This is a genomic window from Streptomyces erythrochromogenes, assembly GCF_036170895.1.
Taxonomy (GTDB): Bacteria; Actinomycetota; Actinomycetes; order Streptomycetales; family Streptomycetaceae; genus Streptomyces; species Streptomyces erythrochromogenes.
In genome coordinates, this window is sequence record NZ_CP108036.1 from 1,267,711 (window position 1) to 1,293,621 (window position 25,911).

Sequence of the window (25,911 nt, forward strand, 5' to 3'; positions counted from 1 at the left end):
AAGCGGAGACGGCCTGGCACGAGTGGCTGATTGCCCGGCAGCGCGTTGGCGAGGTCGGTCCGGACCGCGGCCCGGACAGGCAGGTGAAGCTGGCCCGGGAGCCGGTGAGTCTTCCGGGTCGGAGCCCGCGACGAACGCGCCCGCCGAGGTTCCCCTACCGAGGGCCGCACGATGGGGCTCGATCGTCCCGGTGTGGCGTCCCGCGCTTTCCATGGACGCGCTCGCTCCCCACTACCAGCGCATCCTTGCCACGCTCACCGAACAAGCATCCGGCGGGAAGCCAGTGATGTCCTGTCAGGAGATCACTGCCGTACTCGGCCTGGCCTGGAGCCGGTTCCGGCAAGTGTGGAAGGAGTTCGGTCGAAGATGAAGCGGCTGGCCGACCATGACGTCCTCGACGGGTGAGCCGAGCGTCATGCCGTCCACCGAGCGGGCGATCAGCTGATCGGCCTTGCCGCCCTTTGACGGCGGCTGGACGGCGGACCGCTACGGCGCCCTGGGCGCGCCGGCCGGTCAGGGTACGGCCCAGGGCGCCCGCGCCCGCCGCGGCGACCGCCGTGACGGATGCGGCGACGAGGGACACCGGACGTCACGGAACGACGCAGTGTGCCCGTCCGGAGGACCGGACGGAGGCTCTGGCGCCTGCTCGGACCACTGCAGGATGTCCCCTGATGCGCTCCGGGCCATCCAGTGCCAGCAGGCCCGCGTACTCATCGCGCACGCATGGGGGGTGCACTGGCCTGCGCTCACGTCTCTAGCGCCGCGGCCGCCCGGGCGGGTCCTGGAGTTCGCCCGCATGCGATGCCGCGCACGACAACGGAGGGCAGTGTCGCTGCGGGGAGCCGGCCCGAGGGTTGCGGAAGTCAGTAGAGGCCCATGCGGCGGGCCGTTTCCTCGCCGTGTTTCATCCGCTGGTGGGCCCCTTCGCCGAGTGCGGTCAGGACTCCGGCAACAACAGTTTCGATGATCGCGAGGGTGGGAACGAGGCTGTCGTAGGGGGAGGGTGCGGCGACCTGGCTCGGCAGGACCACTTGCGCGTGCGCGGCAGCAGGTGAAAGCCATACATCGGTGAAGAGGACGACCTTGCCGCCCTGTTCCTGGACGAGTTCGGCCATGGAGACCTTGTCCGGCTCGTAGCGCCGGTAGTCGAACAGTACGAAGACGTCACGTCGGTTCACCGCTGCGAGCTGCGCGGTCCGTTCGACGTCCCGGTCCGGCAGGAACCGTACGTCGTCGCGTACCTGCATGAGGTGCAGGCCGAGGTATTGGGCGAAGAGGTTCGTGAACCGGCCGCCGGCCAGGGTGATGCGGCGTTTGCCGTCGGAGAGCAGCGCGATCGCGTGTTCGAGATCGTGCGGGGGTAGTTCGGCGAGGGTCTGGGCCACAGCGGCGCTGAAGAGGTTGCTGCCGCGCTGGAGGAGGGAAAGGTCCTCGACTCCTTCGTGGCTGCGGCCGTAGTCGGTTGCCTCGTAGAGGGAGAGGGGGGAGGCGTTGCGTTCGTCGAGCTCTGTGCGGAGCGCGGCCTGGAAGTCGGGGAAGCCGCGGTAGCCGATCCGGTTGATGAAGCGCAGGACGGTCGGGGTGCTGACGGCGGCGCGTTCCGCGAGGACGGCCATGGTTTCGAAACCGGCTGAGGGGTAACCGGCGAGTAGCACGCGTGCGACCTTGCGTTCGGCGGGGCTGGCGTCGCCCAGCTTGAGGCGAATCTCGTCGGCGAGCGTGCCAGGGGCCATGCGCTGGTTCTTCCTTCGTATGCGTGGGGGCTGGGGCGGGTCCGAGGTCGAGCTTAGTGTCGATCGTGGGCGGGTGCGGCCGGCCGGAACCTCATGGGTTCCGGCCGGCCCTGTCGCCCGGAGTGTGTCAGGGCAGAGTCACTCCGGGGCGACGGCTATCCGCAGTCCGGTGACGGTGTGCGCGGTGGCGTCGTCGCTGGTCCAGGCGGTGAATCCGGGTTGCTTGCTGAAGGTGACGGTGAACCGGGGGCCGCTCTCGAAGGTGCCGGCCTTGGTGGTGCGCTGGGTGCCGGCGGCCAGGGCACGGGCGGTGTTCAGGAAGGAGTAGGGGACGCCTGCGGGGTTGGCCGGGGAGGAGAAGACGTCGGAGTTGGCGGGTATCGGTGAGGCTGACAGGGGGATCAGGGGCCGCTTGCCGCCGGCGGGCCGGATCTGCCAGCGGTTGGGGTCGTAGCGGTCGCCGTTGGAGAGGTAGTTGTAGCGGGCGCCGGTCAGTGTCCATCCGGCCTGTGGGTGCTTGCCGGTTCGGGCTTGCCGGAGGTCGAGGATGGCGACGCCTTGCGGGCCGAGGACGCGCAGTCGCTCGCGGGGGGTGTTGGGAGCGTCGACGATGAGCGCGGTGTTCTCTTCCAGTGCGTACACGCGGTCGTGTCCCGTGTCGGCGGCGAGTCGCAGGGCCCTGCCTTCGCGTCCGTTCGTGCCGGTGTGGGTGTCGATCAGTCCTGAGCGGAGGAAGCCGAAGCCGCCTTCGGGGAGGTACCCGAGCCGAGAGGGGTCGTCGAAGTAGCCCGGGCTGCTGCCGTCGCGCAGTCCTTCGTAGGAGTCGCCTCCGGTGACCATGTCGGCTCCGGCTGTGATCTGCGCTCCGGCGCTGGATCCGGATACGACTGCCCCGGCGGCGAGCTTGGCCCGGATGGCGGCGAGAACCTTGGAGTCGGTGTGGGCGGTGCCGTGGAGCAGGGTGGTGACGTAGCGGTACTGGTCGCCGCCGCCGAAGAAGAAGCCGGTCATGGAGTTGACCTGCCGCACGACGTCGTCGGAGTCGGCATTGGTGATGTGGTCGAGGTCGATGGGGATCCACTGGGCGTCGGCGGCGCCGTGCTGCTTGAAGAGTCCGGCGTAGTAGGCGCCGTTGCAGGCGGAGTTGCTGCAGCTCTCCGGGTCGCCTGCGTCGGGATCCTGGCTGGCGGGGACAGAGGCGGCCGTGAGGACGCCGATGCGCGCTTTCGATCCACCCGCACGCTTGATGATCTCGCCGTAGACCTGCGTGTTGTCGGCTTTCAGGCCGCCGCCGATCAAGACGAGCGAGCCGCGGCCGCCGGTCGATGTGGCGCCGTTCGCTTGGGCGGCCGGGGCGAGGGTGAGGGCGAGGACGAGGACGGTGCTGCCGGTCAGTGCGGTACGGCGGGCTCCGGTGGGGACGGGCACGGGATGCCTCCTGTGGGTGGGGTCGGGTGGTGGCCGGAACCGCAGCGCGGGTGGCGGCTGCGGTCCCGGCGCGGGCCGGTAGCCCGGTGCGTGGTGGGAGGGGCTGCCGGAGTGGGGTCCCGTACCGGGCAATGGCGCGATCAAACCGGTACGGGACGTCTGGGGGAGGTCAGCCGGTGCGGCTGTCGCCGAGATCGGCGATGAGTGAGGCCAGGAGCGCGACGCGGGCCGGGACGGTCGAGGTGTCCAGCCATTCCTCCGGGGTGTGGTCGGCGCCGCCGACCGGGCCGAGGCCGTCCAGGGTGGGCACGCCCAGGCCCGCGATGAAGTTGGCGTCCCCGACGCCGCCGGTCGCCGCGCCTCCCAGGTTGATCCCCAGGCCGGCGGCGATGCGCCTGGCCCGGTCGAACACGCGGCGCGAGGCGGGTGTGTCCTCCATGGGCGGGCACAGGTCCAGCTGCTCGACGGTCGCCGTGGTGCCGGAGACGGCGGGTCGTGCCACGGCTGACTCGATCGCACGGTGGGCCGCTGCGAGTCCGGCGGCGGTGGCCGAGCGCACCTCGACGCGCAGCTCGGCTTCCGGGCAGACGATATTGGTGCGGCTGCCGGCCCTTACGACACCGACGTTGACGGTGACATCGTCCCAGTGGCCGTTGAGGGACTGCAGAGCCACGACCAGGTGGGCGGCGGTCAGAGCCGCGTTCGCTCCGCGCTCCGGCTCGATGCCGGCGTGCGCTGCCCGGCCGGTGACGCTCACACGGAAGTCGGCGACACCCTTCCGGGCGACGACCAGGTCGCCGTTCTCCCGGGCACACTCCAGGGCCAGAGCGAAGTGGACTCCACGGGCTGCTGCTTCGGTCACCGGGCGGCTCGCCGGTGAGCCGATCTCCTCGTCCGGCGTGGCGAGGAAGACGAGTTCGGCGTACTGCCCTGCCCGAGCCTCCTCCAGGATCTCCAGAGCGGTGATACCGGCCAGCAGGCCGGCCTTGTCATCGCTGACTCCGGGGCCTCGCGCCGTGTGGCCGTCGAGGTGGAAGGGCGTCGCCGCGGCGGTTCCGTCGTCGAAGACGGTGTCGAGATGAGCGACGAGCAGGAGGCGTCGTCCGCCCTGCTCGACCGGAAGGTCGCCCAGCTTGCGGGCGAGGATCACATCGCCGACAGGGTGCCCGTGAGGAGGGTCGGGAGCGAAGCGCTCGACATCGAATCCGAGCCGCAGCAGCCGGCTCTGGGTCCAGTCGGCCATCCGGTTCACGCCGGCGGGGCTGTAGGAGCCCGAGTCGATGGCGACCAGGCCGGCGAGGTCGGCGAGGTAGCCCTCCAGGCGCGCTTCGGCATACGGAAGCAGCTCGTTGGTGTGCAGCTGCTCCCGCGAGGGGGCGGTCACAGGACCTTCGAGAGGAACGCGCGGGTGCGTTCCTGCCGGGGTTCGACAAGGACCTGGCGCGGGTCCCCGGATTCGACGACGACGCCATCGTCCATGAAGACGGCGGTGTCACCCACTTCGCGGGCAAAGCCGATCTCGTGGGTGACCACGACCATCGTCATGCCGTCCGCCGCGAGCCGGCGCATCACGTCGAGAACGTCTCCGACCAGTTCCGGGTCGAGCGCGGAGGTGGGTTCGTCGAAGAGCATGAGTTTGGGTTTCATCGCCAGGGCTCGCGCGATGGCGACGCGCTGCTGCTGCCCGCCTGAGAGCTGGGCCGGGTAGTGGCCCGCCCGATCCCCGAGGCCCACCCGTTCCAGCAGATGCCGGGCCTCGTCCCTGGCCTGCGACTTGTCGGTCTTGCAGACGTTGACGGGGGCTTCCATGACGTTGTCCAGTGCGGTCATGTGGGGGAAGAGGTTGAAGCGCTGGAAGACCATGCCGATGTCGCGTCGTCGCGCGGCGACTTCCTTCTCGCGCAGTTCGTGGAGCCGCGATCCGTTCTGGCGGTAGCCGACCAGGTCGCCGTCGACCGCGAGCTTGCCGCCGTCGACCCTGTCGAGGTGGTTGATGCAGCGCAGGAAGGTCGACTTGCCCGAGCCGGAGGGACCCAGCAGACAGCACACCTGTCCGCGTTCGACGGTCAGGTCGATTCCCTTGAGGACTTCGAGCTTCCCGAAGTGCTTGCGCACGCCCTGGGCGTGGACCATGGGGACGTTCACGCTGCCGCCTCCTTGGTGTTCTTCTTCGTGCGCGCGGGCCGGACCAGTGCGCCGGTGAGCATGCGGCGGAGCGGTGAGATGTGGCCGCCGCGGTCCGAGCCGCGGCCGTAGCGGCGCTCCAGCCATGCCTGCGGGACGCTGAGCAGGGTGACCAGAGCCAGGTACCAGAGGCTGGCGACGACGAGCATGGGGATGACCTGGTAGTTCTGCGCGTACACGTCCTGGATGTTGGACATCAGGTCGTGCGCCGAGATGATCGATACCAGGGCGGTCATCTTCAGCATGTTGATCGTCTCGTTGCCCATCGGCGGGATGATCACCCGCATGGCCTGGGGCAGCACGATCCTGCGCATCGTCTGGGCGGGCCGCATGCCGAGGGAATGCGCGGCTTCGCTCTGGCCGGGGTCCACCGACTGGATGCCGGCCCGGACGATCTCCGAAGCGTACGCGGCTTCGTTGAGTCCGAGGGCCAACAGCGCTGCGACGGCCGGGGTAAGGAGGGAGTTCGTCTCGACCTGGAAGAAGGTGACGCTGGTGAAGGGGATGCCGATCTTCACGTACTGGTAGAGGGCGGCGGCGTATCCCCAGAAGATGATCTGGACCAGCAGAGGGGTCCCGCGGAAGAACCACACGAACAGTGAGGACATGCCGTAGAGAACCGGGTTGGACGACAGCCGCATCACTGCGACCAGCGTGCCCAGAAGGAGTCCGAGGGCCATCGCCGCCACGGTGAGCCACAGGGTCGTGACGAGTCCGGAGAAGATCAGGTCGGCGAAGAGGAAGCGGCCGATGATCTCCCAGTGGAGATTGCCGTTCTTCGCCAGCGATCCGGCCACACCGATGAGTGCGGTAATGGCCGCGACAGCGGCGATCCAACGGCCGTAGTGGCGCAGCGGCACGACGGTGAGTTGCTCGGGGGCCCGGCGGTCGAGGTCCGCGGGAGCTGTGGTGGTGGTCATTTCTAGTCCACCGCCGCGTTCTTGGTGGCCTCCTTGACGGCGATCGAGGCGACACCGTACTTGTCGAAGATCTTTGTCACGGTTCCGTCGTCGATCAGAGCCTGCAGGGCCTTGTGGATCGCGTCGCTGAGCTGGGGCAGCTTCTTGGAGACCGCGATCCCGTTCGGCGAGGCCCCGTAGCCGCCCGCGGCAGCCGGATCGTCGACGACCTGGAAGGCGGCGCCACCGTCGGCGGTCTTGGCGGTCCAGCCCGCGGCGGGTTTCGTCTGCACCTGGGCGACGACCTTGCCGGAGCGCAGGGCGAGCTGCGCGTCGGAGTCCTTGGGGAACGTCTGGATGTCGATCTCGCTCTTCCCGGCGGCCTTGCACTTCGCCTGGTGTTCCTTGAGGAGGTCCAGCTGGTTGGTGGCCGCCTGCACCGCGACCTTCTTGGCGCACAGGTCATCGAGAGTGGTGATCCTCTCGGGGTTGCCCTTGACCACCATGATCCCGGAACCGGAGACGGAGTAGTCGACGAAGTCGACGACCGCCTGGCGCTCCTTGTTGTCCGTCATCGCCGACATCGCCGCGTCGAACTTCCCGGCCTGAATGGCCGGCACTATGCCGTCGAACTTCTGAGGCGTGAACTCGAACTTCACGCCCAGCTTGGCCCCCAGCGCCTGCCCCAGGTCGTAGTCGAGGCCGGTGAGTTCCGGCTTTCCCTCGGCCACGAACATCTCGAACGGCGCGTAAGGCACGTCCGTGGCCACTCGCACGGTGCCCGCCTTCTTGATCGTGTCGGGCAGTGCGTCGTGCAGCGCGGCGTCCTTCGTGACCGCTACCCCCGCGACGGTGGCCGGCTGTCCGCCGGTGGCCTTGGCTGTTTCGGCAGCGGAGTCCGAACAAGAAGTGAGCGTGGCCAGCGCGGTCGCGGCCGTCAGCGCCGTGATCAGGTTTCGTGACAGACGGGTGTTCATCAGGCGTATGCCTCTCCGGTCTTCGGGTCGACGGGTGTTCGCCGTCGACTGCAACCCGAAAATTACAGAACACTCCGACCGATGGCTAGATGTATCACTCGTTACATTGAGGTAACGAGCGCTACGCCGACCGCGATGCTGCCTTGAGGCGGCCCCTGAGCTGACAGGATCGCCCGCCTACCTGAAGAGCAGAGCGATTCGCGCTCTACATCTACCGTTCATTCGATCTGGCTTGTAAGTTCCGCTACTGCGTCACCCACCGGACGGCGCACCTCCCACAAGCGCCGCTCAGGGCGTTGCCACGCCCTGCCTCCTGTGGATTCGCCACTCCTCCTCCCCCCCACCCCTTGGAGAAGCCATGGGCACACGGTTCAGGCATGTCTCGCCGGTCTCGACTGCCGTAGCGCTGCTCACACTTGCCGCCACGCTCACTTCGACCGGCAGCGCGCAGGCGGCCGCCACGCGGGTCCGCTCGGGCAGCAGCTCGGACGTCAGCCGCACGTCATGGCAGGGCCCCGCCTTCACCATGAACGGCGACGGCAAGATCATCCCCGGATCGATGTCGGCCGCCATCGACGCCATACGCGGCGGGACCGGCAGCCTGGACGTCGTCGTACTGGCCGGCTCCGCCCCCACCTCAGGCAGCACCACGCCCGAATGCGACGCCGCCATGGCGCTGCCCGGCGTCAACTCCTGTACCACCTGGACTCTGACCGCCGCCGCGGACGGCAACAACAGCCAGGTCAATTCCGACATCCGCAACGCTGAATTCGTCTACTTCGCCGGCGGTGACCAATGCCGCTACGCCGCCTGGAAGGGCAGCGCACTGGAGGCATCCGTCGAGTCCGTCGCAGCCAAGGGCGGCGGCTCGGGCGGCGGCAGCGCCGGCCACCACATCAACAGCCCCGTCGTCTACGACGCCTGCAAGGGGAGCGTCACCAGCGCCGAAGCCCTCGCGAACCCGTACGACAGCTACATCACCTTCACCACCGGCATGTTCGACTGGGCGAACTACAGCGGAGTCATCAACGACTCCCACTTCACCACCCGCGACCGGATGGGCCGCACCATGGCCTTCGTCGCCCGCGCCATCAAGGACGGCCGGACCTCCGGAGGCAAGGCCTGGGGCGTAGGAGTCGAGGAAGGCAGCTCGCTGCTCCTCGACAAGAACGGAACAGCCACCCTCTACGGAAAGGAGGCCTTCGTGGTCCTGGGCGACCACCAGCCGGAGCAGGCATCGTCCGGCAAGCCCCTGACCTTCTCCGACTACAAGATCTGGCGCCTGGGCCCCGGACAGACCTACGACTTCAAGAACCGCCCCACCTGCGGCTACTACCACCGCAGCGTCACAAACGGAGTCGCCGACCCCAACCTGTACACCGGCACTCTGCAGAGCACCTGCTCACCGACCGGCGGCACGTCCACCCTGGCCGAAACCGAAGCGAACGACACGCGCGCCACCGCCGACGACGCCACCGCCCTCACCTACCCCGCCACACTCACGGGCAGCATGAAGTCGACCAGCGACCGGGACTACTTCCGCGTCGCCTTCGCAGCCGGTGAGCGCGTCACCATCGTCTGCGCCATTCCCGACGGAGCCTATGACGCCGACCTTTACCTCCTGGACTCCAGCGGCAGCACCCTCGCCCGTTCGGTGAACGACGGAGCAGGTACCGACGAGAGCCTGACCTTCACCAGGACCGCCACGGGAAGCAGCACCTACTACCTGGAGCTCGACGCCTACCAGGGGTCGGGCAGCTCCGCCTATACGTGCACCCTGACCAAAGGCTGAGTTGCGACGCATGCCGGACCGTGACCTCCGACTACCCGTCACCCTTCCGGTTCACCGGCGAACTCCACACCGTGACCATCGACCTGTCGGGCGAACTCATCACCGATGCGGACAGCGAGATGCGCATGCACATGGCCCGGCAGTGAACCAGGGGCATGCCGCGTGTCGCCGGCCGCGGGGGCGGGGGACGGCGCGCTCCAACTGCCGAGCAGCCGCAGCGCGTCGCTGGCGCGGGTGTCGGGGGCGGTGAAGACGACGAGGGACGCCCCGTCGTCGCCCGGCAGGGCGAGGGTCTCGAAGGCGAGGTCGAAGCCGCCGACGACGGGGTGCCGGAAGCTCTTGGTGCCGTGTGTCTTCTGCTGCACCTCCTGCGCCGCCCACCGGTGGCGGAACTCCGCGCTGTGTGCGCTCAGTTCGGCGATGCGCGCGGCGAGGGGCCTGTCTGCGGGGCGGCGGCCCGCGGAGAAGCGCAGGAAGCCGATGGTCTGACGGGCCACGTCCGCCCACCTCGGGTAGAGCCGGCGGGCGGCGTCGTCGAGGAACACGTGCCGGGCGAGGTTCAGCCGCCCGGGGACCCTGCCGATCGGTTCGCCGAGGAGGGCGCGGGCGAGGCCGTTGGCGTCGAGGACGTCCATGGCGGGGCTGAGGACGTACGCCGGGACGGCTCCCACCGCGGACAGCAGGCGCCCCAGCCCGTCCCGTACGGGTACGTCCTGTTCCTCGTCCGCAGGCTCGGCGGAGGTCGGGACTCCCGAGAACCTTGCGCCGGGGGCCCGGTGGGCGAGGTCGTGGAGGTGGGCGCGCTCGGTCGGATCGAGTCGCAGGGCGCGGGCGAGGGCGTCGAGCACGGCATCGGAGGGGTTGCGCGCGCGGCCTTGTTCCAGACGCGTGTAGTAGACGTCGCTGACGCCCGCGAGGTCCGCCACCTCCTCGCGGCGCAGCCCCGGGACGCGGCGCCGTCCGTGCGGGTGGAGTCCGGCTGCCTGCGGAGTGATGCGGGAGCGCCGCGACTTCAGGAAGGGGCCGAGCTCGTTGGCTGGGTTCATGCGCGTCAGTATGCGCGGGGGTGATCCGCGGCTGCCTGTCCCTGCCGGTACCCCCTTCGCCGGCCTGCGGATAGCCCTCGCCGCCTGGTACTCGCGGGGTAGTGGTTGCCCGCAGGGGCCTTCGCCAGGGTGAAGGAGGTGCGAGCGCACCACCGCCCCGTGGGGGCGGACGTTCGAAACGACAGGGGCATCCCGATGCGCGCAGTGGTCTTCTCCGAGTACGGAGACGAGAGCGTCCTCGCATTCACCGACCGGCCGGTGCCGAGTCCGGCGGAGGGAGAGATCCTGGTCGAGGTCTTGGCCGCCGGGGTCAACCCGGTCGACTGGAAGCACCGCGAAGGAGCGGTACGCAGCGACCGGCCCTTCCCGCTCGGGATGGGCTGGGACGTGGCGGGTGTGGTGCGCCGTACGGTGCCGGGCGGCCCGGCGGTCGGCGAGTCCGTGTACGGGATGCTGCCGCTGCCGTACGGCGGCGCCTATCAGCAGTTCGCCGCTCTGCCGGCCTCCGCCGTGGCTCCCATGCCCGCCAGGCTGTCCCACGCCGAGGCGGCCGCGGTCCCGCTGGCCGCGCTGACGGCCTGGCAGGCGCTGGAGGCGGCAGGCGTGACCGCGGGGCACCGCGTCCTGGTGCACGCGGGCGCCGGCGGCGTCGGACATTTCGCCGTGCAGTTCGCCCGGCACCGGGGAGCACACGTCACCGCCACCGCCTCCGCCCGCAACCTCGATTTCCTGCGCGGCCTCGGCGTCGACGAACCCGTCGACCGGGGGACGGCGGACCTGACCGCGGCCGAGCCCTTCGACATGGTCCTCGACACCGTGGGGGGCGAGGTGCAGCGCGCCTCGTGGCACCTGCTGCGTCCCGGCGGCACCCTCGTCACCCTCCCCGAACCCGTGGACGAGGCGCACCGGCTGCCCGGCATCGACGCCCGCCGTGTCATCGTCGCCCCCGACGGCGAGGCACTGCGCCGGATCGGCGCGCTCGTCGACGACGGCACGGTCCGTGTCGAGGTGCAGTCGGTCCTGCCCCTGCACGCGGCGGCCGAGGCGCACCGCCTCAGCAAGGAGGGCCGGGTCCGCGGGAAGCTGGTTCTCAGCCTCTGAGCGGCGGCGGGGCGGCGGACGAGCCGGAGAGGACGGACCTGAGCCCGGGACAAATACGGCGGGAACACCATGAACTCCTCACCTTCTGTGCGCCGTTACAGTAGCGACGGCGTCAGTCGGTTCGGCCGCGAGGGAGCGGGAACCGCGTGAAGGAGGCTTTGCATGCTCGAATGGAAGCAGGTCCGCTCCGGCATCCGTCCCGTGCCCGATCCGGCCGCGACGTCGATGGTCTGGGCCGTCGCGGCCGCCACCGCCTTCGCCTTGGTCGCCGTCTTCAATTTCCTCGACGGACAGGGTGACCCCACCCTCGACCTGGTCGCGATCTCCCTCACCGTGGCCCTGGTCAGCACGGGAGCGCGCCTCACCGCCGCACCGGGAACCGCCCTGCTCTGCTGGCTCGTGCTCAACGCCTTCGCCACGGCCCCCATAGGGGCTCTCACCTGGGAGGCCCCGTACGACCTCGGCCGGATCGTATGCCTCCTCGCGGCCGCCGGCACGGGGACCGTCCTCGCCCGGCTCGCCCACGCCCGATCCGCCTACCACCGTCTGACGCCGTAGGCCGCCGGATCTGGGGCAGCCGTCGCCCGCGTGCTCCGGCTCGGCGGGGTTGGTGACGGGGCCGGTGGTCACCGTTCGGCTCCTTCGGCGCCGACGGAGGTCAGGAACCGCTGCTGGTCGGTGAGGAATCCCTCGGCGAACAGGGCTCTGGGCGCGAACAGCGCGGTCAGGGTCAGGCGCAGCGGAGATTCCTCGACGGCGTGTTCGACCAGGCCGTGGGTGGCATCGGGGTAGTGGGCGACGCGCAGCGCCGGCCCCGGTAGCAGGCTGCGGTACGCGGCCTCGGTGTCGGCGGTGTCCACGTTGACGTCGTGTCCGGCGAGCACCAGGAGGACGGGTGTGCCGCGCAGGGCCGGCAGGTCCGCGCTCGCGTCGGCTGTGTGGTTCTTGGAGACGAACCGCCAGCGGGCGGCGGTCATGCCCTTGGGGTCGCCGACGGCGCGGACGTACTCCTCGTAGGAGGCACCGCGCCCGAGGAGTTCCAGGCCGGTCTCGCGGCGGCCCAGGGCGGTCGCGACCTCCGCGTCGGAGGCGCCGTCCCGGCTCAGCTCGGCGAGGAGGTTGTAGCGGCCCTGCCGGTGCCAGTTGACGGCGGGCGAGACGGCGATGACGAACCGGATGCCGCGGTCCTCGGCGGCGATCTTGGGCAGGACCCAGCCGGCCTGGCTGGCGCCCCACAATCCGATCCTGCCGCCGTCGATGTCCGGGCGCTGCCGGGCCCAGGCGATGGCGTCGGCGGCTTCGCCGGCCCGGTCGGCCATGCTCTGGTCGAGCCAGTCGCCCGGGGCGCCGCCGACGCCGGGTTTGTTCCAGGACAGCGAGGCGTACCCGGAACGGGCGAAAGCCTCCCACATCGGACGGTAGAAGGTGTCGTGGGTGGCGTCCACCGGCCCGTCCCCGTGCACGAACACCACCAGCGGGAACGGCCCCTTCCCCCGCTCGGGCAAAGCCAGGACGCCGTCCAGGGCGCGCCCTGCCTGGCGTATCGCCACCGGTTCCTCGCGCAGCTCGTAGGTGTTCTGCCACACCGCCAGTCCGCCCAGGCCCGCCGCCACGACCACCAGCGCGGCCAGCGCCGCGAGCGCGGCCCGCACCACTCGGCGACGGCGCGGCGTGCTTGTCGTACGTGTCGCGCGCACCGCTTTCATCCGACCCCTCCCAAAAAACTACTGTTCCCATAACGCTCGTTTTCAATTCGACCGTACTATGTTCATACGGAGAAGGCGAGGAGGAAGCATGGACGCAGCAGTCGTCATCGGACGCGGCGTGCCGCGCGGGGCCGAGGAGCAGGTCGCCGAGCTGTACTGGGAGGCCTTCGGCCGAAAGCTCGGCGCCGCCCTGGGCCCGCCGGAGCGCGGCCGGGCCTTCATCGCCGGCCATCTCCACCACGACCGCGCCGCCGTCGCCCTCACCCCCGGCGGCGACCGCGTCGTGGGCGTGGCCGGCTACCGGCTCGGCGGACGCGCGCTGACCGGCGGCGGCGCGCGCGACGTGCTCCGCGCCTACGGGCTCTTCCGCGGCCTGCCCCGGATCGCCTTACTGGCGCTGCTCGAACGCACCCCGGAGCCGGGCGAACTGGTCATGGACGGCATCGCCGTCGACCCCGCACACCGCGGCGCGGGCATCGGCAGCCTGCTGCTGGCCCAGATCGCGGCCGTCGCGGCCGAACACGGGTGCTCCCGGGTCAGGCTCGACGTCATCGACGTCAACCCCAGGGCCCGCGCCCTGTACGAGCGGCACGGCTTCAGCGCCGTACGGACCGAGCAGACCCCGTATCTCGAGCGCCTCATGGGCTTCGGCTCGGTGACTACGATGCACCGGGCCGTCGAGGCCCGCCCCGGCCACACCTTGGAGCAGCAGCGATGACCAGCCGACCCGCGGCAGAGCCCGCCGCCCCCGGCATCGGGACCCGGACTCTGGTGTTCGCGCTCGTCCGCGAGGACGGCACCGTGGACGCGGGCGAGCTGTACGCCGTCGCCGAAGCGCTCGGCATGACCGATCAGCAGGTCCGGCTGTGCCTCAAACGGCTCGTCGCCGAGGGCCGGTTCACCCAGGAGGGCCGCGGCCGCAAGGCCCGCCTGGTCGCCACCGCCGACGCGACGGGTGCCGTCGCGCCGGACGCCGAGTACGTCCGCCACGCCTACCGGCAGGACCGGGGACTCGCCCCCTGGGACGGAACGTGGCACCTGTTCGCCTTCGCCATCCCCGAGACGGCCCGGCAGTCCCGCGACGCCCTGCGCGACACGCTCCTGCACCTGGGCGCCGCCCCGCTCCAAGGCGGCCTGTACGTCGCCGCGAACGCGATCGGCGGCATCGTGGAGGCCCACGCCCGCCACCTCGGGGTCCTGCCCTCGCTCACCCGCCTCACCAGCCGCGACCTCAGAGTCGGCGAGGAGGAGGACCCGGCGCGGCTGGCCGCCCTCCTGTGGCCGCTCGACTCGATCGCCGAACGCCACGAGGCACTGGCCGCCCTCGCAACGGCCCGCACGGCCCGCCTGTCCGCCCCCGACCGTCCCACCGGCACCGAAAGGCTGACCTGCGCCATCGAGCTCGCGGCGGCATTCACCACCGCCATGGAGCCCGATCCCCTGCTGCCTCCCGAGCTGCTGCCCCAGCCCTGGCCCGGCACCCGCGCCCGCGCCCTGGCCGCCCGGTGCTGGGAAGCCCTGAGCGGCGGCGACGACCAGGGCGCCGGCCGCCTGCGCCTGTTCCGCCTCTACGACGAAGCCCTCGCCGCCCCGGACGCGGACCCGGCCCGGCCGGCCGGATGAGCCGCTGTCAGAGGAGCGTGCCGAAGAACCGGCGTACGTCGTCCACGAGCGCTTCCGGTTCCTCCATCGCGAGGAAATGGCCCCCGCGGTCGAGTTCGGTCCACCGCACGACGTTGTGGTCCCGCTCGGCCCAGCGGCGGATGGTCACGTCGTGGGTGGAGAGCAGGACGGCGGTCGGGACGGTCCCGCGCCCACCGGCTGCCCCGGCGCCCGGTTCGTCGTACGCGCTCTCCTCCTCACCCCACGCGCCGGCGGAAACCTCCTCGTAGTAGATCTGGGCGGCCGAGGCGGCGGTACCGGTCAGCCAGTACAGCGAGACCGCGGTCAGCATGCGGTCCCGGTCGATGCTGTCCTCGGGCAGCCCGTCCACCGGGGCGGTCAGCTCCTTGTACTTCTCGACCATCCAGGCGAGTTGGCCGACCGGGGAGTCCGTGAGCGCGTAGCCGACCGTCTGCGGCCGCTTGGAGTTGCACTGCAGATAGCCGTCGTTGAAGTCCTGCATGGCCTGCCAGCGCCGTTGCTCGGCCTCGGTGAGGCCGTCCGTCTCGCCCTCCGCCCCCACCGGGAACGCGAGCAGGGCGTTGACGTGGACGCCGATCACGTGCTCCGGGGCCTGCTCGCCCATCCGGGGCGCAACCCAGGAGCCGGTGTCGTAGCCGTGCACGCCGTAGCGCGCGTAGCCGAGGCGGGACATCAGCCGGGTGAGCACCGCGGCCATGCGGGCCGCGCCCATTCCGGGCCCTGCGAGCGGGGTGGAGAAGCCGAAGCCCGGCAGTGAGGGAATGACCAGGTGGAAGGCGTCGGCCGGGCGGCCGCCGTGTGCCCGGGGGTCGGACAGCGGGCCGATGACGTCGAGGAAGTCGGCCACCGAGCCCGGCCAGCCGTGCAACAACACCAGCGGCACGGCACCGGGCTCGGGGGACCGTACGTGCAGGAAGTGGATGTTCTGCCCCTCGACGTCGGTCAGGTACTGGGGGTACGTGTTCAGCGCGGCCTCGTGCGTCCGCCAGTCGTAGGCGGTGAGCCAGTGACCGACCAGGCCCTTCAGATAGGCCACCGGAACACCGCGGCTCCAGCCGACACCGGGCAGCTCGTCCGGCCAGCGGGTGGCGGCGAGGCGGGAGCGGAGGTCGTCGAGCCGGCTCTGGGGGACATCGACACGGAACGGGAACATGCCGGGGATCGTGTTCGTCATGGCCGTGAGGCTAGGGATCACTTAGGACAGTTCCATTCCTAAGCCTGCGGCACCCTGGTGCCATGTTGGAAACCTCCGGGCGGCTGCTGAAACTGCTGTCCCTGCTGCAGACCCCCGGCGAACGGTCCGGCACGGATCTCGCCGAACGCCTCGCCGTCAGCCCCCGCACGCTGCGCCGTGACGTACAGCGGCTGCGCGACCTCGGCTACCCGGTCCATGCGACCCGGGGCACCGCCGGCTACCGGCTCGGGCCCGGTGGCAAGCTGCCTCCACTGCTGCTCGACGACGAGGAGGCCGTGGCCGTCGCCATCAGCCTGCGCACCGGGGCCGACGGCTCGGTCGTCGGGGTCGAGGAGGCCGGTCTGCGCGCCCTGACCAAGCTGGAGCAGGTCCTGCCCTCGCGGTTGCGGCACCGGGTCAACACCCTGCACACCGCCACCGTCCGGGCCGGCGCCGTCCCGGCCCCCGCGGTTTCCGCCGGCACTCTGATGGCCATCGCCGAGGCATGCCGCCGACACGAGCAGCTGCGCTTCGAATACACCAGCCCCCGCCGCGGCCCCGGCATCCGCTCGGCCGAGCCCCACAGCCTGGTCAGCTTCGGCCGCCACTGGTACCTGGTCGCCTGGGACACCGACCGGGGCGACTGGCGCACCTTCCGCGTCGACCGGCTCGTCCCACGCACGCCGGCCGGCCCGCGGTTCACGCCGCGCGCACTTCCCGGCAACGACGCGGCCGCCTACGTGGCCCGCCGCCTGTCGGCACAGACATGGCCGGTCCGGGCGACCGTCATCCTGCATGAATCCGCCACTGCGGTCGCCGACCGCGTCTGGCCCGGGATGGGGGTCGTCGAACCCGTGGACGAGCACAGCTGTCTGCTGCACCTGGGAGCCGACACCTTCCGCGATCTCGCCTGGATGATCACCTCGGTCGACGCCGACTTCACCCTCGTCGACGCCCCACCCGGACTCGCCGGGGCCCTTCGCGCCCAGGCCACCCGCTGCCTCGCCGCCGTGGACCCGACGCGGACGCCTCCTCCATAGGGTGGAAATCCTCCGGGATCACCGGCACGCGCCGACGGGTGGGCGCCGCTCCCCGCTGCCGACGGGCCGGAGAGGTTAGAAGATGGATTATGAGCGTCTTCCTGGGACATCTCCGGCGTGTGCTGCCCGGCTCGGCCAAGCGCGCCTCCGCCGCCTCCCGAGGTCCCCGCTCCGAAGATCGCCACGAGCCCCAGGAGCCCACCCAGGCCTGGGCGAGCAGGGTCCGCAAGCCGCAGCGGCTGTCCTCCCTCCTGAGCGCGCGCAGCGTGGCCGGCGAGGTGTTCCTCCTCCAGCTCGTCGTCGTGGTGCTCCTGGTCGCCGCGGCGGTGGTGGCGCTCGTGGTGCAGGCCCGCAGTGACGCCATGCTGGACGCCCGGCACCGTACGCTCGCCGCCGCCGGCACGTTCGCGGAGTCCCCCGGCATCGTCGCCGCCCTGCGCAGTCCCCACCCGAGCGCCGTGCTGCAGCCGAGCGCGCAGGCGGCGCGGAAGATCGCCGGGGTGGACGGCATCAACGTGTACACGCTCGACGGGGTCACCCTCACCCACAGCGACCCGCGGCAGATCGGCAAGCGCGTGGTCGGCCCCTTCTCCAGGGCGGCGGCCGGCAAGTCCTTCACCGAGACGTTCCAGGGCTCCCTGGGGCGGTCCGTGGTCTCGGCGGTCCCCGTCAAGGACGCCGAGGACCGGGTCATCGCCGTCGTGGCCTCCCCCGTCACCGTCTCGAACGTGCAGAGCATGGTGAACCGGCAGCTGCCGGTCGTCATCGGCACCGCCGCCCTCGTGCTCGCCCTGTCCGCGGGCGGGACCGCCCTGGTGAGCCGTCGGCTGCTGCGCCGGACCCACGGCCTGGGGCCGGCGGAGATGACGAGGATGTACGAGCACCACGACGCGGTGCTGCACGCGGTGCGGGAGGGCGTGCTGATCATCGGCGGCGGCGGGCGCCTGCTGCTGGCCAACGACGAGGCGCGGCGGCTCCTGGAGCTGCCGGCCGACGCGGAGGGGCGCCCCGTCACGGAGCTGGGCCTGGAGGAGGGGATCGCCACCTCGATCGCTTCGGGCCGTTCCGCCACCGACGAGCTGCACATGGCGGCCGATCGGCTGCTGGCGGTCAACATCCGGCCCACCGCGCCCTTCGGGCAGGCGGGGACCGTGGTCACCCTGAGGGACACCACCGAGCTGCGGGCGCTCTCCGGCCGGGCCGAGGTTGCCCACGAGCGGCTGAAGCTGCTCTACGACGCGGGGGTGCGCATCGGTACGACCCTGGACGTGGAGCGCACCGCCGGGGAGCTGGCGGAGGTGGCGGTCCCCCGGTTCGCCGACATCGCCTCGGTCGACCTGCTGGACCCGGTACTGCACGGCGACGAGCCGCCCGAGCCGGGCACCGAGATGCGCCGCACCGCCGTGGTCGCCGTGCAGGACCCGCATCCCCTCTATCCCGTCGGCGAGCTGATCCGGTTCGTCCCCACCAGCCCCATGGCGATCGGGGTGGCCGGAGAGCACGCGGTGCGGGTGGCCGACCTGCGGGACACCCGCGACTGGATGGCGCAGGACCCCGCCCGTTCCCAGCGCATGCTGGACCAGGGCGTCCACTCCGTGATCGCCGTCCCGCTGCGGGCCCGCGGGGTGCTGCTGGGGATGGCCGGCTACTGGCGGGTGGGACCCTCCCCGGCGTTCGAGGAGGAGGACGTGTCCTTCGCCGAGGAGCTGACCGCCCGGGCGGCGCTGTCCATCGACAACGCCCGCCGCTTCACCCGCGAGCACACCATGGCCGTGACGCTGCAGCGCAGCCTGCTGCCCCGGGGCGTACCGGACCAGTCCGCGGTCGAGGTCGCCCACCGCTACCTGCCCGCCCAGGCGGGGGTGGGCGGGGACTGGTTCGACGTCATCCCGCTGCCCGGTGCCCGGGTGGCCCTGGTGGTCGGCGACGTCGTCGGGCACGGTCTGCACGCCGCCGCCACCATGGGCCGGCTGCGCACCGCTATGCACAACTTCTCGACGCTCGACCTGCCCGCGGACGAGCTCCTGAGCCACCTGGACGAGCTGGTCGCCCACATCGACACCGACGAGGGCGCGGGTGAGCAGGAGTGGCAGGGCCTGACCGGCGCCACCTGCCTGTGCGCCGTCTACGACTCCGTCTCCGGGCAGGTGACCGCCGCGACCGCAGGCCACCCGGGTCCCGCCGTCGTCCACCCCGACGGAACGGTGTCCTTCCCCGAGCTTCCGGTCTCGCCGCCGCTGGGCCTGGGCGCCGGCATGCCCATGGAGACCGCGACGCTGACCGTGCCCGAGGGGGCCCAGCTGGTGCTCTTCACCGACGGGCTGCTGGAGAACCGCGACCGGGACGTCGACGCCGGCCTGGCGGTGCTGGGCGCGGCCCTGTCCGGGCCCGCGAGGACCCCGGAGGAGACCTGCGCCGCGGTGATCGGCGCGATGCTGCCCAGCGGGCAGAGCGACGACATCGCGCTGCTGGTGGCCCGCACCCGCCGGCTGGATCCGGAACGGATCGCCGAGTGGGAGGTGCGGTCCGATCCGGCGGCGGTGTCCCCGGTGCGCAACGCCTGCGCCCGCCGGCTGGCGGAGTGGGGCCTGGAGGACATCGCCTTCACCACGGAGCTCATCCTCAGCGAGCTGATCACCAACGCCGTCCGCTACGGATCGCAGCCCATCCGGGTGAGGCTGCTGTACGACCGCAGCCTGGTCTGCGAGGTGTCCGACGGGTCCAGCACCTCCCCGCACCTGCGCCGGGCCGAGGCCACCGACGAGGGCGGGCGCGGCCTGTTCCTGGTCGCCCAGTTCGCCGAGCGGTGGGGCACCCGCTACACCGCCCGCGGCAAGATCATCTGGAGTGAGCAGGCCCTGCACGCGGAGTCCTCCGCGGACGGGGAGGACCTGGGTGCGGCGCTGCTCGCGGCCTGGGACGACGAACCCTTCTGAGCCCGTTCCGGGACCGGTCCGGGGCCGCTCCGGTACGTCGGCCGGAGGACGGGCGGCGGCGCGACCCGCCGGGACTGCGCTGTCGCGGCAGACGCACGTACGCTGGCCTGGATCAGTACGTGCCGCCCGTTATGGAGCCTTTGTGCCCGCACCTCGTCTCCGGACAGCCGCCGTCGCCGCCGGCCTCGCCCTCGCCGCGGGGCCCCTCGGCGCCTGCGGAGACAGGCCCCCCGAACCGCCCAGGGCGCCGGCGGTGGCCACCTCCGCCGCGGACGCGGGCGGTATGGCGGCGCTGACCGCGGCGGCCAGGAAGGAGGGGGCCCTCAACACCATCGCGCTCCCGAGGGACTGGGCCAATTACGGGGCGCTGATCGACGGCTTCGAGAAGAAGTACGGGATCGAGGTCGCCGTGGAGAACCCGGAGGGTTCCAGCCAGGACGAGATCGACGCCCTCAAGGAGCACCGGCGCGACGGGACCGCCCCCGACGTGATCGACGTGGGCGGCACCTTCGCGCCGGCCGCGGCCCGCCAGGGTCTGCTCACTCCGTACGAGGTCGCTCCGTGGGACGACATCCCCGACGAGCAGAAGGACGAGCGGGCCCGCTGGTACAACAACTACGGCGGCTACGTCTCGATCGGCTGCGACGCCAAGCGCGTCAAGACCTGCCCCGCGACCTTCGCCGACCTGCGCAGGCCCGAGTACAAGGGCCAGGTCTCGCTCAACGGCAATCCCACCAAGTCGGGCTCCGCCTTCGCCGGGGTGTACGCGGCGGCCCTGGCGAACGGGGGCTCCTTCGACAACATCCAGCCCGGCATCGACTTCTTCGCCGAGCTCAGCCGGAGCGGCAACTTCATCCCGCTCGAATCGACCCCGGCCACGATCGAGAGCGGGCGGACCCCGATCAGCATCGACTGGGACTTCCTCAACCTCGCCTACGCCGACGAGTTCCGCAGGAAGGGCGCGGACGTGGACTGGCGGACCTCCATCCCCTTCGACGGCAGTTTCGCCCAGTACTACGCGCAGGGGATCAACAAGGACGCCCCGCACCCCGCGGCGGCGCGGCTGTGGCAGGAGTACCTCTTCAGCCCGGAGGGCCAGAACCTCCGGCTCGGGGCATACGCGCGCCCCGTCCTCATGGAGTCCATGGAGGAGAACGGCACCCTCGACAAGAGCCTGGCGGAGAAGCTGCCCACGGTCGAGGGCACACCGACCTTCCCGACGGAGAAGCAGCAGGCGAAGGCGGGCAGGACCGTCAACCGGACGTGGGCCGAGGCCGTCTGGGGCTGAGGGTCGGAAACGAACCGAACGAACCGAACGGGCGGGTGTGGTTGCGGAAGAGGGAACGGGGGTCAGCACCGGCGGCGGTCCGGCCAGATGCCCTCGTGTTCCGGTCCATCGCCCGAGAGGGTGTCGAGCAGCCGCTCGCGGGCGTACACGCGGGTGAGTTCCGGGAACTCGTAGTGGGCCCCGCCGTCCTCCCACCGGACGATGTTGATCAGGTGGCTGTCGACGAAGCGCTGGAGCAGGTGCTCCACGCTGCGGCTGTCGCTGCCGAGGAGCTCGACGACGGAATCGGCGGTGAACCGCCTGGGCGGGAGGATGCTCAGCAGCCGGAAGACGCTCTGCTCGACGCGGCCGAGCCCCTCGTAGCTGAAGTCGTACCGGGAGCGCACGTCGAGCTCCCCGAGGCGGAGCTCGTCCAGCAGCTTCTCGGAACAGTTCAGTTGGGTGGCTAAGCCGGACAGGGTGAGCCCCGGACTGCCGCTGAGGCGCCCCCCGATGCACCGCACGGCCAGGGGATGTCCGCCGACGGTCTCCATCAGCTGGTTGGCGGCGTTGCGCTCCCGCCTGACCCGGGCGGATCCGATGATGCGGGCGAGCAGCTCGCGGCCCTCGGCGGTGTCCATGGCGTCGAGGTTGACGTTCCAGGCGCCGCCCAGGCCGTGCAGGCGCCTGCGGCTCGTGATGACGACGGAGCACTCCGGGTCGCCGGGGAGCAGCGAGCGTACGTCGGCCAGCGAGGACACGTCGTCCAGCAGGATCAGCAGGCGCCGGCCGACCGTGGTGGAGCGGAACAGCTTGGACCGTTCCTCCAGGTCCGCGGGGATCTCGGATTCCGCGACGCCCAGGGCGCGCAGGAATCCGTGGAGCACTTCCGTGGGGTCCGTGCCCCTGCCGGTGGAGCCGCGCAGATCCGCGTAGAGCTGTCCGCCTTCGAAGAACGGCCGGACGGTGTGGGACATGTGCACGGCGAGCGCGCTCTTGCCCACGCCCGGCATGCCGCTGATGACCGCGACGGCCGGGGCCGTGGGGGGACGGTCTCGCTCCCCCACCCCGGCCAGGAGGGCGGGGGCCTGGTCGACGATGGACTCCCTGCCGGTGAAGTCGGCGATGTCCGGCGGGAGCTGGGCGGGTGCGGGGACTCCGGGTGCGGCGGCGGGCCGGGGCGCGGCGGCCACCGGCGGCTCTTCCGGCTCGGGATGCCCGACCGGACCCCGGTCGGGCTCGACCAGGACGGGCTGCTGGTGGCGTTCGTACAGCACGCCCCCCGTGGCCTCGGACAACAGCGCCTGGTGGAGCGCCCGGAGCTCCTTGCCCGGTTCGAGGCCGAGGTTGTCGATCATGCTGCGGCGCAGCACCTGATAGACCTCGAGCGCCTCGTGGCGCCGGCCGGAGCGGTGGAGGGCGATCATCAGGGAGGCGTGCACGTTCTCGTGGAGCGGTCGGCTGAGCACGAGCGACTTGAGCTCGCTGATCAGCTCCTGGTGGCGACCCAGCTGGAGATCGGCCTCGATCCTCAGGTCGAGGGTGCGCTCCCGGAACTCCTCGAGTCGTGTCACGTACGAGGACAGCAGACCGCCCGGCACGACGTCGACCAGCGCGGAGCCGCGCCAGAGCGCGAGTGACCGGCGGAGCGCCTCCGCCGCTCCCGCCGCGTCTCCGTTCTTCAACAGCGACTTGCCCTCGCCGGCTTCCGTTTCGAATCGGTGCAGGTCGACGGACCGGTCGGGAATGGCCAGCGTGTATCCCCCGGGCCGGGTGAAGAGAATTTCCTCCGAATTCCGCGCGGTGAGAATCTTCCGGAGTTTGTATATATACGTTTGCAGTGTGGTCATCGCACTTGCGGGAGGATCGCTCTCCCATAGTTCATCGATAAGTTCAGAGGTCTGCACCAGGGTGTTTCTCCTCATGAGGAGAAGGGCTATCACCTGGCGCGGCTTGGGTGCGGTGGGCACTACATTGCACGGACCATCGAGAATCTCCAACGGGCCGAGCATCCGGAAGTCCATCTCACGTCCCCCGTTCAGTGATGCTGTGACACTGCGTAGTCACAAGAGGTTCGAGCGCCCCCTGGTCGAGGTAAGGGTCACGAAGCTACTTCTCCCCTGACTTTGCACTAAGTTAACTCTTCCCTTAAGGCGGGGCAAGGCCATATGCCACCGTCCTGGGTTCATCTCGCCCCGGCAACACCGGCGACCTGCACACCCGTTGACCCGAAACAGTCGAGGATTAAACGGAATAGGATCTTCCGGGATGCGCTCGCCCTCGGGCACCATGACGCCGTCTTGATTCCGCTTCGAATTCGCGCCAATAAACCACGGAAATGCGCCTGTTCCTTTCGGTGCGCACAACCGTCGGGGTGCGGCGGTGGCAGGACGCGGCCGGTGCCGGCTCCGGAGCCTCGTCGCACCGGCGCCCCGCCCCCCTCTGGAGGCCGCCACGATCCTGGCTCGACCCCGGGGGGAGGGGTCCGCTCTGCGAACGGATACGGGCGCGTGGGGGGCGTCATGACGACAACCATCGGGCGTCACCCTCGAAGAACGATCGAACTCCCGGCCGTGCCCCCCGCGCAGGTTCAGGGAGATTCGAGGTCGTTGCTGGCAGCGCGCACTGTACTGGGCCCTGCGCGCCGTCGACGGCCCCACCTCCACGGGAGCATCCGCGGACACCGGTACGGCCACTCTCCTCGACGCCGCGGACGCGGAAGACCGCCGAGTACGCAGCACGACCCTGTCCTCCCGGCGCAAAGGAATCCCTGGTGAACAGAATCGCCCTCCCGCACCCTTCCCCGACCGCCCTCCGCACGCTCCAGGACCGGCTCGCACGGTCGGCCCTCGCCGAGGAGAGCCGGGTCCGCCAACCGGCCCCGTTCGTCACGTGGTTCGCCGACGCCCGCGAACGGTCGGGCCTCCGGGTCGACCGCGTGGACCTCGACGGCCTCGAGAACTGGGAGCGGGATCCGCGCACCGGGGCGCTGCGGCACTCCAGCGGCGGCTTCTTCGCCATCGACGGGCTGGACGTGCGCTTCCCCTCGGGTCCCGTACCCCACTGGCAGCAGCCGATCATCCACCAGCCGGAGGTCGGCGTACTCGGCCTGCTGGCCAAGGAGTTCGACGGGGTGCTGCATTTCCTCATGCAGGCCAAGGTCGAGCCGGGGAACAGGAACCATCTGCAGCTCTCCCCCACCGTGCAGGCCACCCGCAGCAATTACCTGCGGCTGCACAAAGGGCGCGCCGTCCCCTATCTGGGGTACTTCCAGGAAAGGACGCGGCACCGCGTCGTCGCCGACGTGCTCCAGTCGGAACAGGGCGCCTGGTTCTACCGCAAGCGCAACCGGAACATCGTCATCGAGGTCACCGAGGACATCGCCGTCGAGGAGGACTTCCGCTGGATGACCCTCGGCGAGATCCACCGGCTGCTGGCCGTCGAGGACATCGTCAACATGGACACGCGCACCACGCTGTCCTGCCTGCCCCTGGCCGGCGGAGGCCTCGACGTCCTGCTGGACACCGGCGACGGCTTCCGGGACGCCCTGGCCCGCTCGTGCGCCGGGGAGCCGGGCGGGGTGCACGACGTGGACGAGCTCCAGAGCTGGATCACCGAGCACCGCGCCCAGAACGACCTCACCACCCGCCCGGTACCGCTGGTCGAGCTGCGCGACTGGCACAGCTCGCCGGAGCGGGTCTCCCACACCAGCGGGCGGTTCTTCTCCGTGATCGGGGTGAACGTCTCCGCGGGCACGCGCGAGGTCCGGGGCTGGTCCCAGCCCATGCTGGAGCCGCACGGCACCGGCGTGATCGCCGTGCTGGTCAAGCAGATCGACGGGGTGCTCCACATTCTGCTGCGGGCCAGCGTGGAGCCGGGCTACGTGGACGGGGTCGAGCTCTCACCCACCGTCCAGTTCACCCCCGAGAGCGTCCCGCCGGGCGCGGCCCTGCCCCGCTTCGTCGACGACGTGCTGTCGGCCCCGCCGGAGCGGACCAGGTTCGCCTGCCTGCTGTCCGAGGAGGGCGGCCGTTTCCACCACGCCCTGAACCGGTACCTCGTCGTCGAGGCCGAGGGCGACGCCGAGTCCATGGAGGACCGGGACTTCCGCTGGGTGACCCTGGACCAGCTCAGCACCCTGTTGCGGCACAGCCACTACCTCAACGTGCAGGCCCGCACCCTGGTGGCCTGTCTGCACAGCCTGCTGGCGCCTCGGCGGCCCGGCGGCGAGGCGCTGGGCCTGTGAGCGGGTGAGCCGGCCGGACAGCGACGCGTGGGGGCGGCCCACCGGATCCCGGTGGGCCGCCCCCGCGCGTCGTACCGCCGCCGATCAGGCCGGGCGCAGGGCGCGGTCGATCGCCAGGCACTCGGCGTAGTCGGGCAGCAGGCCGTCCGAAGCGGCCTTCTCCAGGGTGGGCGCCGCGAGGTCGCGCTCGGACAGGACGGGCTCGATGTCGCCGGGAATGGGCAGGGCGAGGTCCGGGTCGAGGATCGACAGTGCCAGCTCGTGCTCCGGGACGTACTCCCCGGAGAGCAGGTAGGACACCACGGTGTCGTCCTCCAGCGCGACGAAGCCGTGGGCCACGCCGACCGGGAAGTACACGGAGCGGAAGACCTCGGTGTCCAGCAGTACGGCGTCCCACTTCCCGAAGGTGGGCGAGCCGACCCGGACGTCCACCGCTATGTCGAGCGTCTTGCCGCGCGCGCAGTACACGTACTTGGCACAGCCCGGCGGTGTCAGGGTGTAGTGCAGCCCGCGCACCACGCCCTTTCGTGACCTACTGTGATTGGTCTGGGCCACGCGGAAGAGCGTGTGCCCGCCGGTGGCGTCGGAGAACGCCGACTCCTGGTAGGGCGACAGGAATATGCCACGCTCGTCGTCGAACACGCGCGGGGTGAATTCGATTGCGCCCTCGACGGAGAGTTTCCGCGACTCCATGGAGGAAACCATGCCGGACTCCCATTCAATGCAGTGATGTGCGGT

The 25,911-nt window shown here is 70.9% G+C and carries 20 protein-coding genes; 9 read left to right on the forward strand and 11 right to left on the reverse strand.

The window, feature by feature from the left end:
* Positions 1 to 863: 863 nt before the first annotated feature.
* The 6 genes from OHA91_RS06125 to OHA91_RS06150 all read right to left on the reverse strand — a co-directional run bounded on the left by OHA91_RS06125 (position 864) and on the right by OHA91_RS06150 (position 7,221).
* Positions 864 to 1,733: a MurR/RpiR family transcriptional regulator gene (locus tag OHA91_RS06125; protein WP_031147090.1), complete on the reverse strand. Its 870-nt coding sequence runs from the start codon at positions 1,731 to 1,733 to the stop codon at positions 864 to 866.
* Positions 1,734 to 1,871: 138 nt separating this feature from the next.
* Positions 1,872 to 3,161 carry a cyanophycinase gene (locus OHA91_RS06130; protein WP_328738789.1) on the reverse strand — a complete coding sequence of 430 codons (1,290 nt, stop codon included), beginning with the start codon at positions 3,159 to 3,161 and terminating at the stop codon, positions 1,872 to 1,874.
* A 169-nt stretch (positions 3,162 to 3,330) separates the two neighbouring features.
* Positions 3,331 to 4,545: a M20 family metallopeptidase gene (locus tag OHA91_RS06135; protein ID WP_031147086.1), complete on the reverse strand. Its 1,215-nt coding sequence runs from the start codon at positions 4,543 to 4,545 to the stop codon at positions 3,331 to 3,333.
* On the reverse strand, positions 4,542 to 5,294 hold the full coding sequence (locus OHA91_RS06140; RefSeq protein ID WP_031147084.1) for an amino acid ABC transporter ATP-binding protein: 753 nt from the start codon (positions 5,292 to 5,294) through the stop codon (positions 4,542 to 4,544). The genes OHA91_RS06135 and OHA91_RS06140 overlap by 4 nt, the downstream gene beginning before the upstream one ends.
* A gap of 8 nt (positions 5,295 to 5,302) precedes the next feature.
* On the reverse strand, positions 5,303 to 6,265 hold the full coding sequence (locus tag OHA91_RS06145) for an amino acid ABC transporter permease (protein WP_031147082.1): 963 nt from the start codon (positions 6,263 to 6,265) through the stop codon (positions 5,303 to 5,305).
* 2 nt (positions 6,266 to 6,267) lie between these two features.
* Positions 6,268 to 7,221: an ABC transporter substrate-binding protein gene (locus OHA91_RS06150; RefSeq protein WP_031147080.1), complete on the reverse strand. Its 954-nt coding sequence runs from the start codon at positions 7,219 to 7,221 to the stop codon at positions 6,268 to 6,270.
* A gap of 358 nt (positions 7,222 to 7,579) precedes the next feature.
* Between OHA91_RS06150 and OHA91_RS06155 the strand changes: the two genes are divergently transcribed.
* The gene (locus tag OHA91_RS06155; RefSeq protein WP_328738790.1) at positions 7,580 to 9,013 is read left to right on the forward strand and encodes a pre-peptidase C-terminal domain-containing protein; all 1,434 of its coding nucleotides are present in this window, start codon (positions 7,580 to 7,582) and stop codon (positions 9,011 to 9,013) included.
* Between the two features lie 38 nt (positions 9,014 to 9,051).
* Here the strand turns inward: OHA91_RS06155 and OHA91_RS06160 are convergent, their stop codons facing one another.
* Positions 9,052 to 10,059 carry a helix-turn-helix domain-containing protein gene (locus OHA91_RS06160; protein ID WP_328738791.1) on the reverse strand — a complete coding sequence of 336 codons (1,008 nt, stop codon included), beginning with the start codon at positions 10,057 to 10,059 and terminating at the stop codon, positions 9,052 to 9,054.
* A gap of 195 nt (positions 10,060 to 10,254) precedes the next feature.
* Between OHA91_RS06160 and OHA91_RS06165 the strand changes: the two genes are divergently transcribed.
* Both OHA91_RS06165 and OHA91_RS06170 read left to right on the forward strand, forming a co-directional pair.
* Positions 10,255 to 11,160 carry an NADP-dependent oxidoreductase gene (locus OHA91_RS06165; RefSeq protein WP_031147072.1) on the forward strand — a complete coding sequence of 302 codons (906 nt, stop codon included), beginning with the start codon at positions 10,255 to 10,257 and terminating at the stop codon, positions 11,158 to 11,160.
* 162 nt (positions 11,161 to 11,322) lie between these two features.
* Positions 11,323 to 11,718 carry a hypothetical protein gene (locus tag OHA91_RS06170; protein ID WP_031147071.1) on the forward strand — a complete coding sequence of 132 codons (396 nt, stop codon included), beginning with the start codon at positions 11,323 to 11,325 and terminating at the stop codon, positions 11,716 to 11,718.
* 68 nt (positions 11,719 to 11,786) lie between these two features.
* Here the strand turns inward: OHA91_RS06170 and OHA91_RS06175 are convergent, their stop codons facing one another.
* On the reverse strand, positions 11,787 to 12,857 hold the full coding sequence (locus tag OHA91_RS06175; protein ID WP_245240011.1) for an alpha/beta hydrolase family protein: 1,071 nt from the start codon (positions 12,855 to 12,857) through the stop codon (positions 11,787 to 11,789).
* A gap of 97 nt (positions 12,858 to 12,954) precedes the next feature.
* Here OHA91_RS06175 and OHA91_RS06180 point away from each other — a divergent pair, with 97 nt between their 5' ends.
* Both OHA91_RS06180 and OHA91_RS06185 read left to right on the forward strand, forming a co-directional pair.
* Entirely contained in the window at positions 12,955 to 13,584 is a 630-nt protein-coding gene (locus tag OHA91_RS06180; protein WP_031147068.1) for a GNAT family N-acetyltransferase, read from the forward strand.
* Positions 13,581 to 14,489, forward strand: coding sequence for a phage repressor protein (locus OHA91_RS06185; protein WP_051892711.1), 909 nt, complete (start codon positions 13,581 to 13,583; stop codon positions 14,487 to 14,489). The genes OHA91_RS06180 and OHA91_RS06185 overlap by 4 nt, the downstream gene beginning before the upstream one ends.
* Before the next feature lie 7 nt (positions 14,490 to 14,496).
* Here the strand turns inward: OHA91_RS06185 and OHA91_RS06190 are convergent, their stop codons facing one another.
* On the reverse strand, positions 14,497 to 15,684 hold the full coding sequence (locus tag OHA91_RS06190; protein ID WP_031147064.1) for an epoxide hydrolase family protein: 1,188 nt from the start codon (positions 15,682 to 15,684) through the stop codon (positions 14,497 to 14,499).
* Positions 15,685 to 15,746: 62 nt separating this feature from the next.
* On the opposite strand from OHA91_RS06190, the gene OHA91_RS06195 reads away from it, so the two are divergent.
* The 3 genes from OHA91_RS06195 (at position 15,747) to OHA91_RS06205 (ending at position 20,948) form a co-directional block, all read left to right on the forward strand.
* Complete coding sequence (locus tag OHA91_RS06195; RefSeq protein ID WP_031147062.1) at positions 15,747 to 16,724, forward strand: helix-turn-helix transcriptional regulator; 978 nt, start codon at positions 15,747 to 15,749, stop codon at positions 16,722 to 16,724.
* 89 nt (positions 16,725 to 16,813) lie between these two features.
* Positions 16,814 to 19,660: a SpoIIE family protein phosphatase gene (locus OHA91_RS06200; RefSeq protein WP_078959095.1), complete on the forward strand. Its 2,847-nt coding sequence runs from the start codon at positions 16,814 to 16,816 to the stop codon at positions 19,658 to 19,660.
* A gap of 142 nt (positions 19,661 to 19,802) precedes the next feature.
* Positions 19,803 to 20,948, forward strand: a complete 1,146-nt coding sequence (locus OHA91_RS06205) for an ABC transporter substrate-binding protein (protein WP_031147057.1) — start codon at positions 19,803 to 19,805, stop codon at positions 20,946 to 20,948.
* A gap of 62 nt (positions 20,949 to 21,010) precedes the next feature.
* Here the strand turns inward: OHA91_RS06205 and OHA91_RS06210 are convergent, their stop codons facing one another.
* A complete protein-coding gene (locus OHA91_RS06210) occupies positions 21,011 to 22,951 on the reverse strand; it encodes an AfsR/SARP family transcriptional regulator (RefSeq protein WP_051892710.1) in 1,941 nt (646 codons plus the stop codon).
* A 749-nt stretch (positions 22,952 to 23,700) separates the two neighbouring features.
* Between OHA91_RS06210 and OHA91_RS06215 the strand changes: the two genes are divergently transcribed.
* A complete protein-coding gene (locus OHA91_RS06215; RefSeq protein ID WP_266494063.1) occupies positions 23,701 to 25,173 on the forward strand; it encodes an NDP-hexose 2,3-dehydratase family protein in 1,473 nt (490 codons plus the stop codon).
* 84 nt (positions 25,174 to 25,257) lie between these two features.
* Here OHA91_RS06215 and OHA91_RS06220 read toward each other — a convergent pair whose 3' ends face one another.
* A complete protein-coding gene (locus tag OHA91_RS06220; RefSeq protein ID WP_158714712.1) occupies positions 25,258 to 25,866 on the reverse strand; it encodes a dTDP-4-dehydrorhamnose 3,5-epimerase family protein in 609 nt (202 codons plus the stop codon).
* Positions 25,867 to 25,911: the final 45 nt, after the last annotated feature.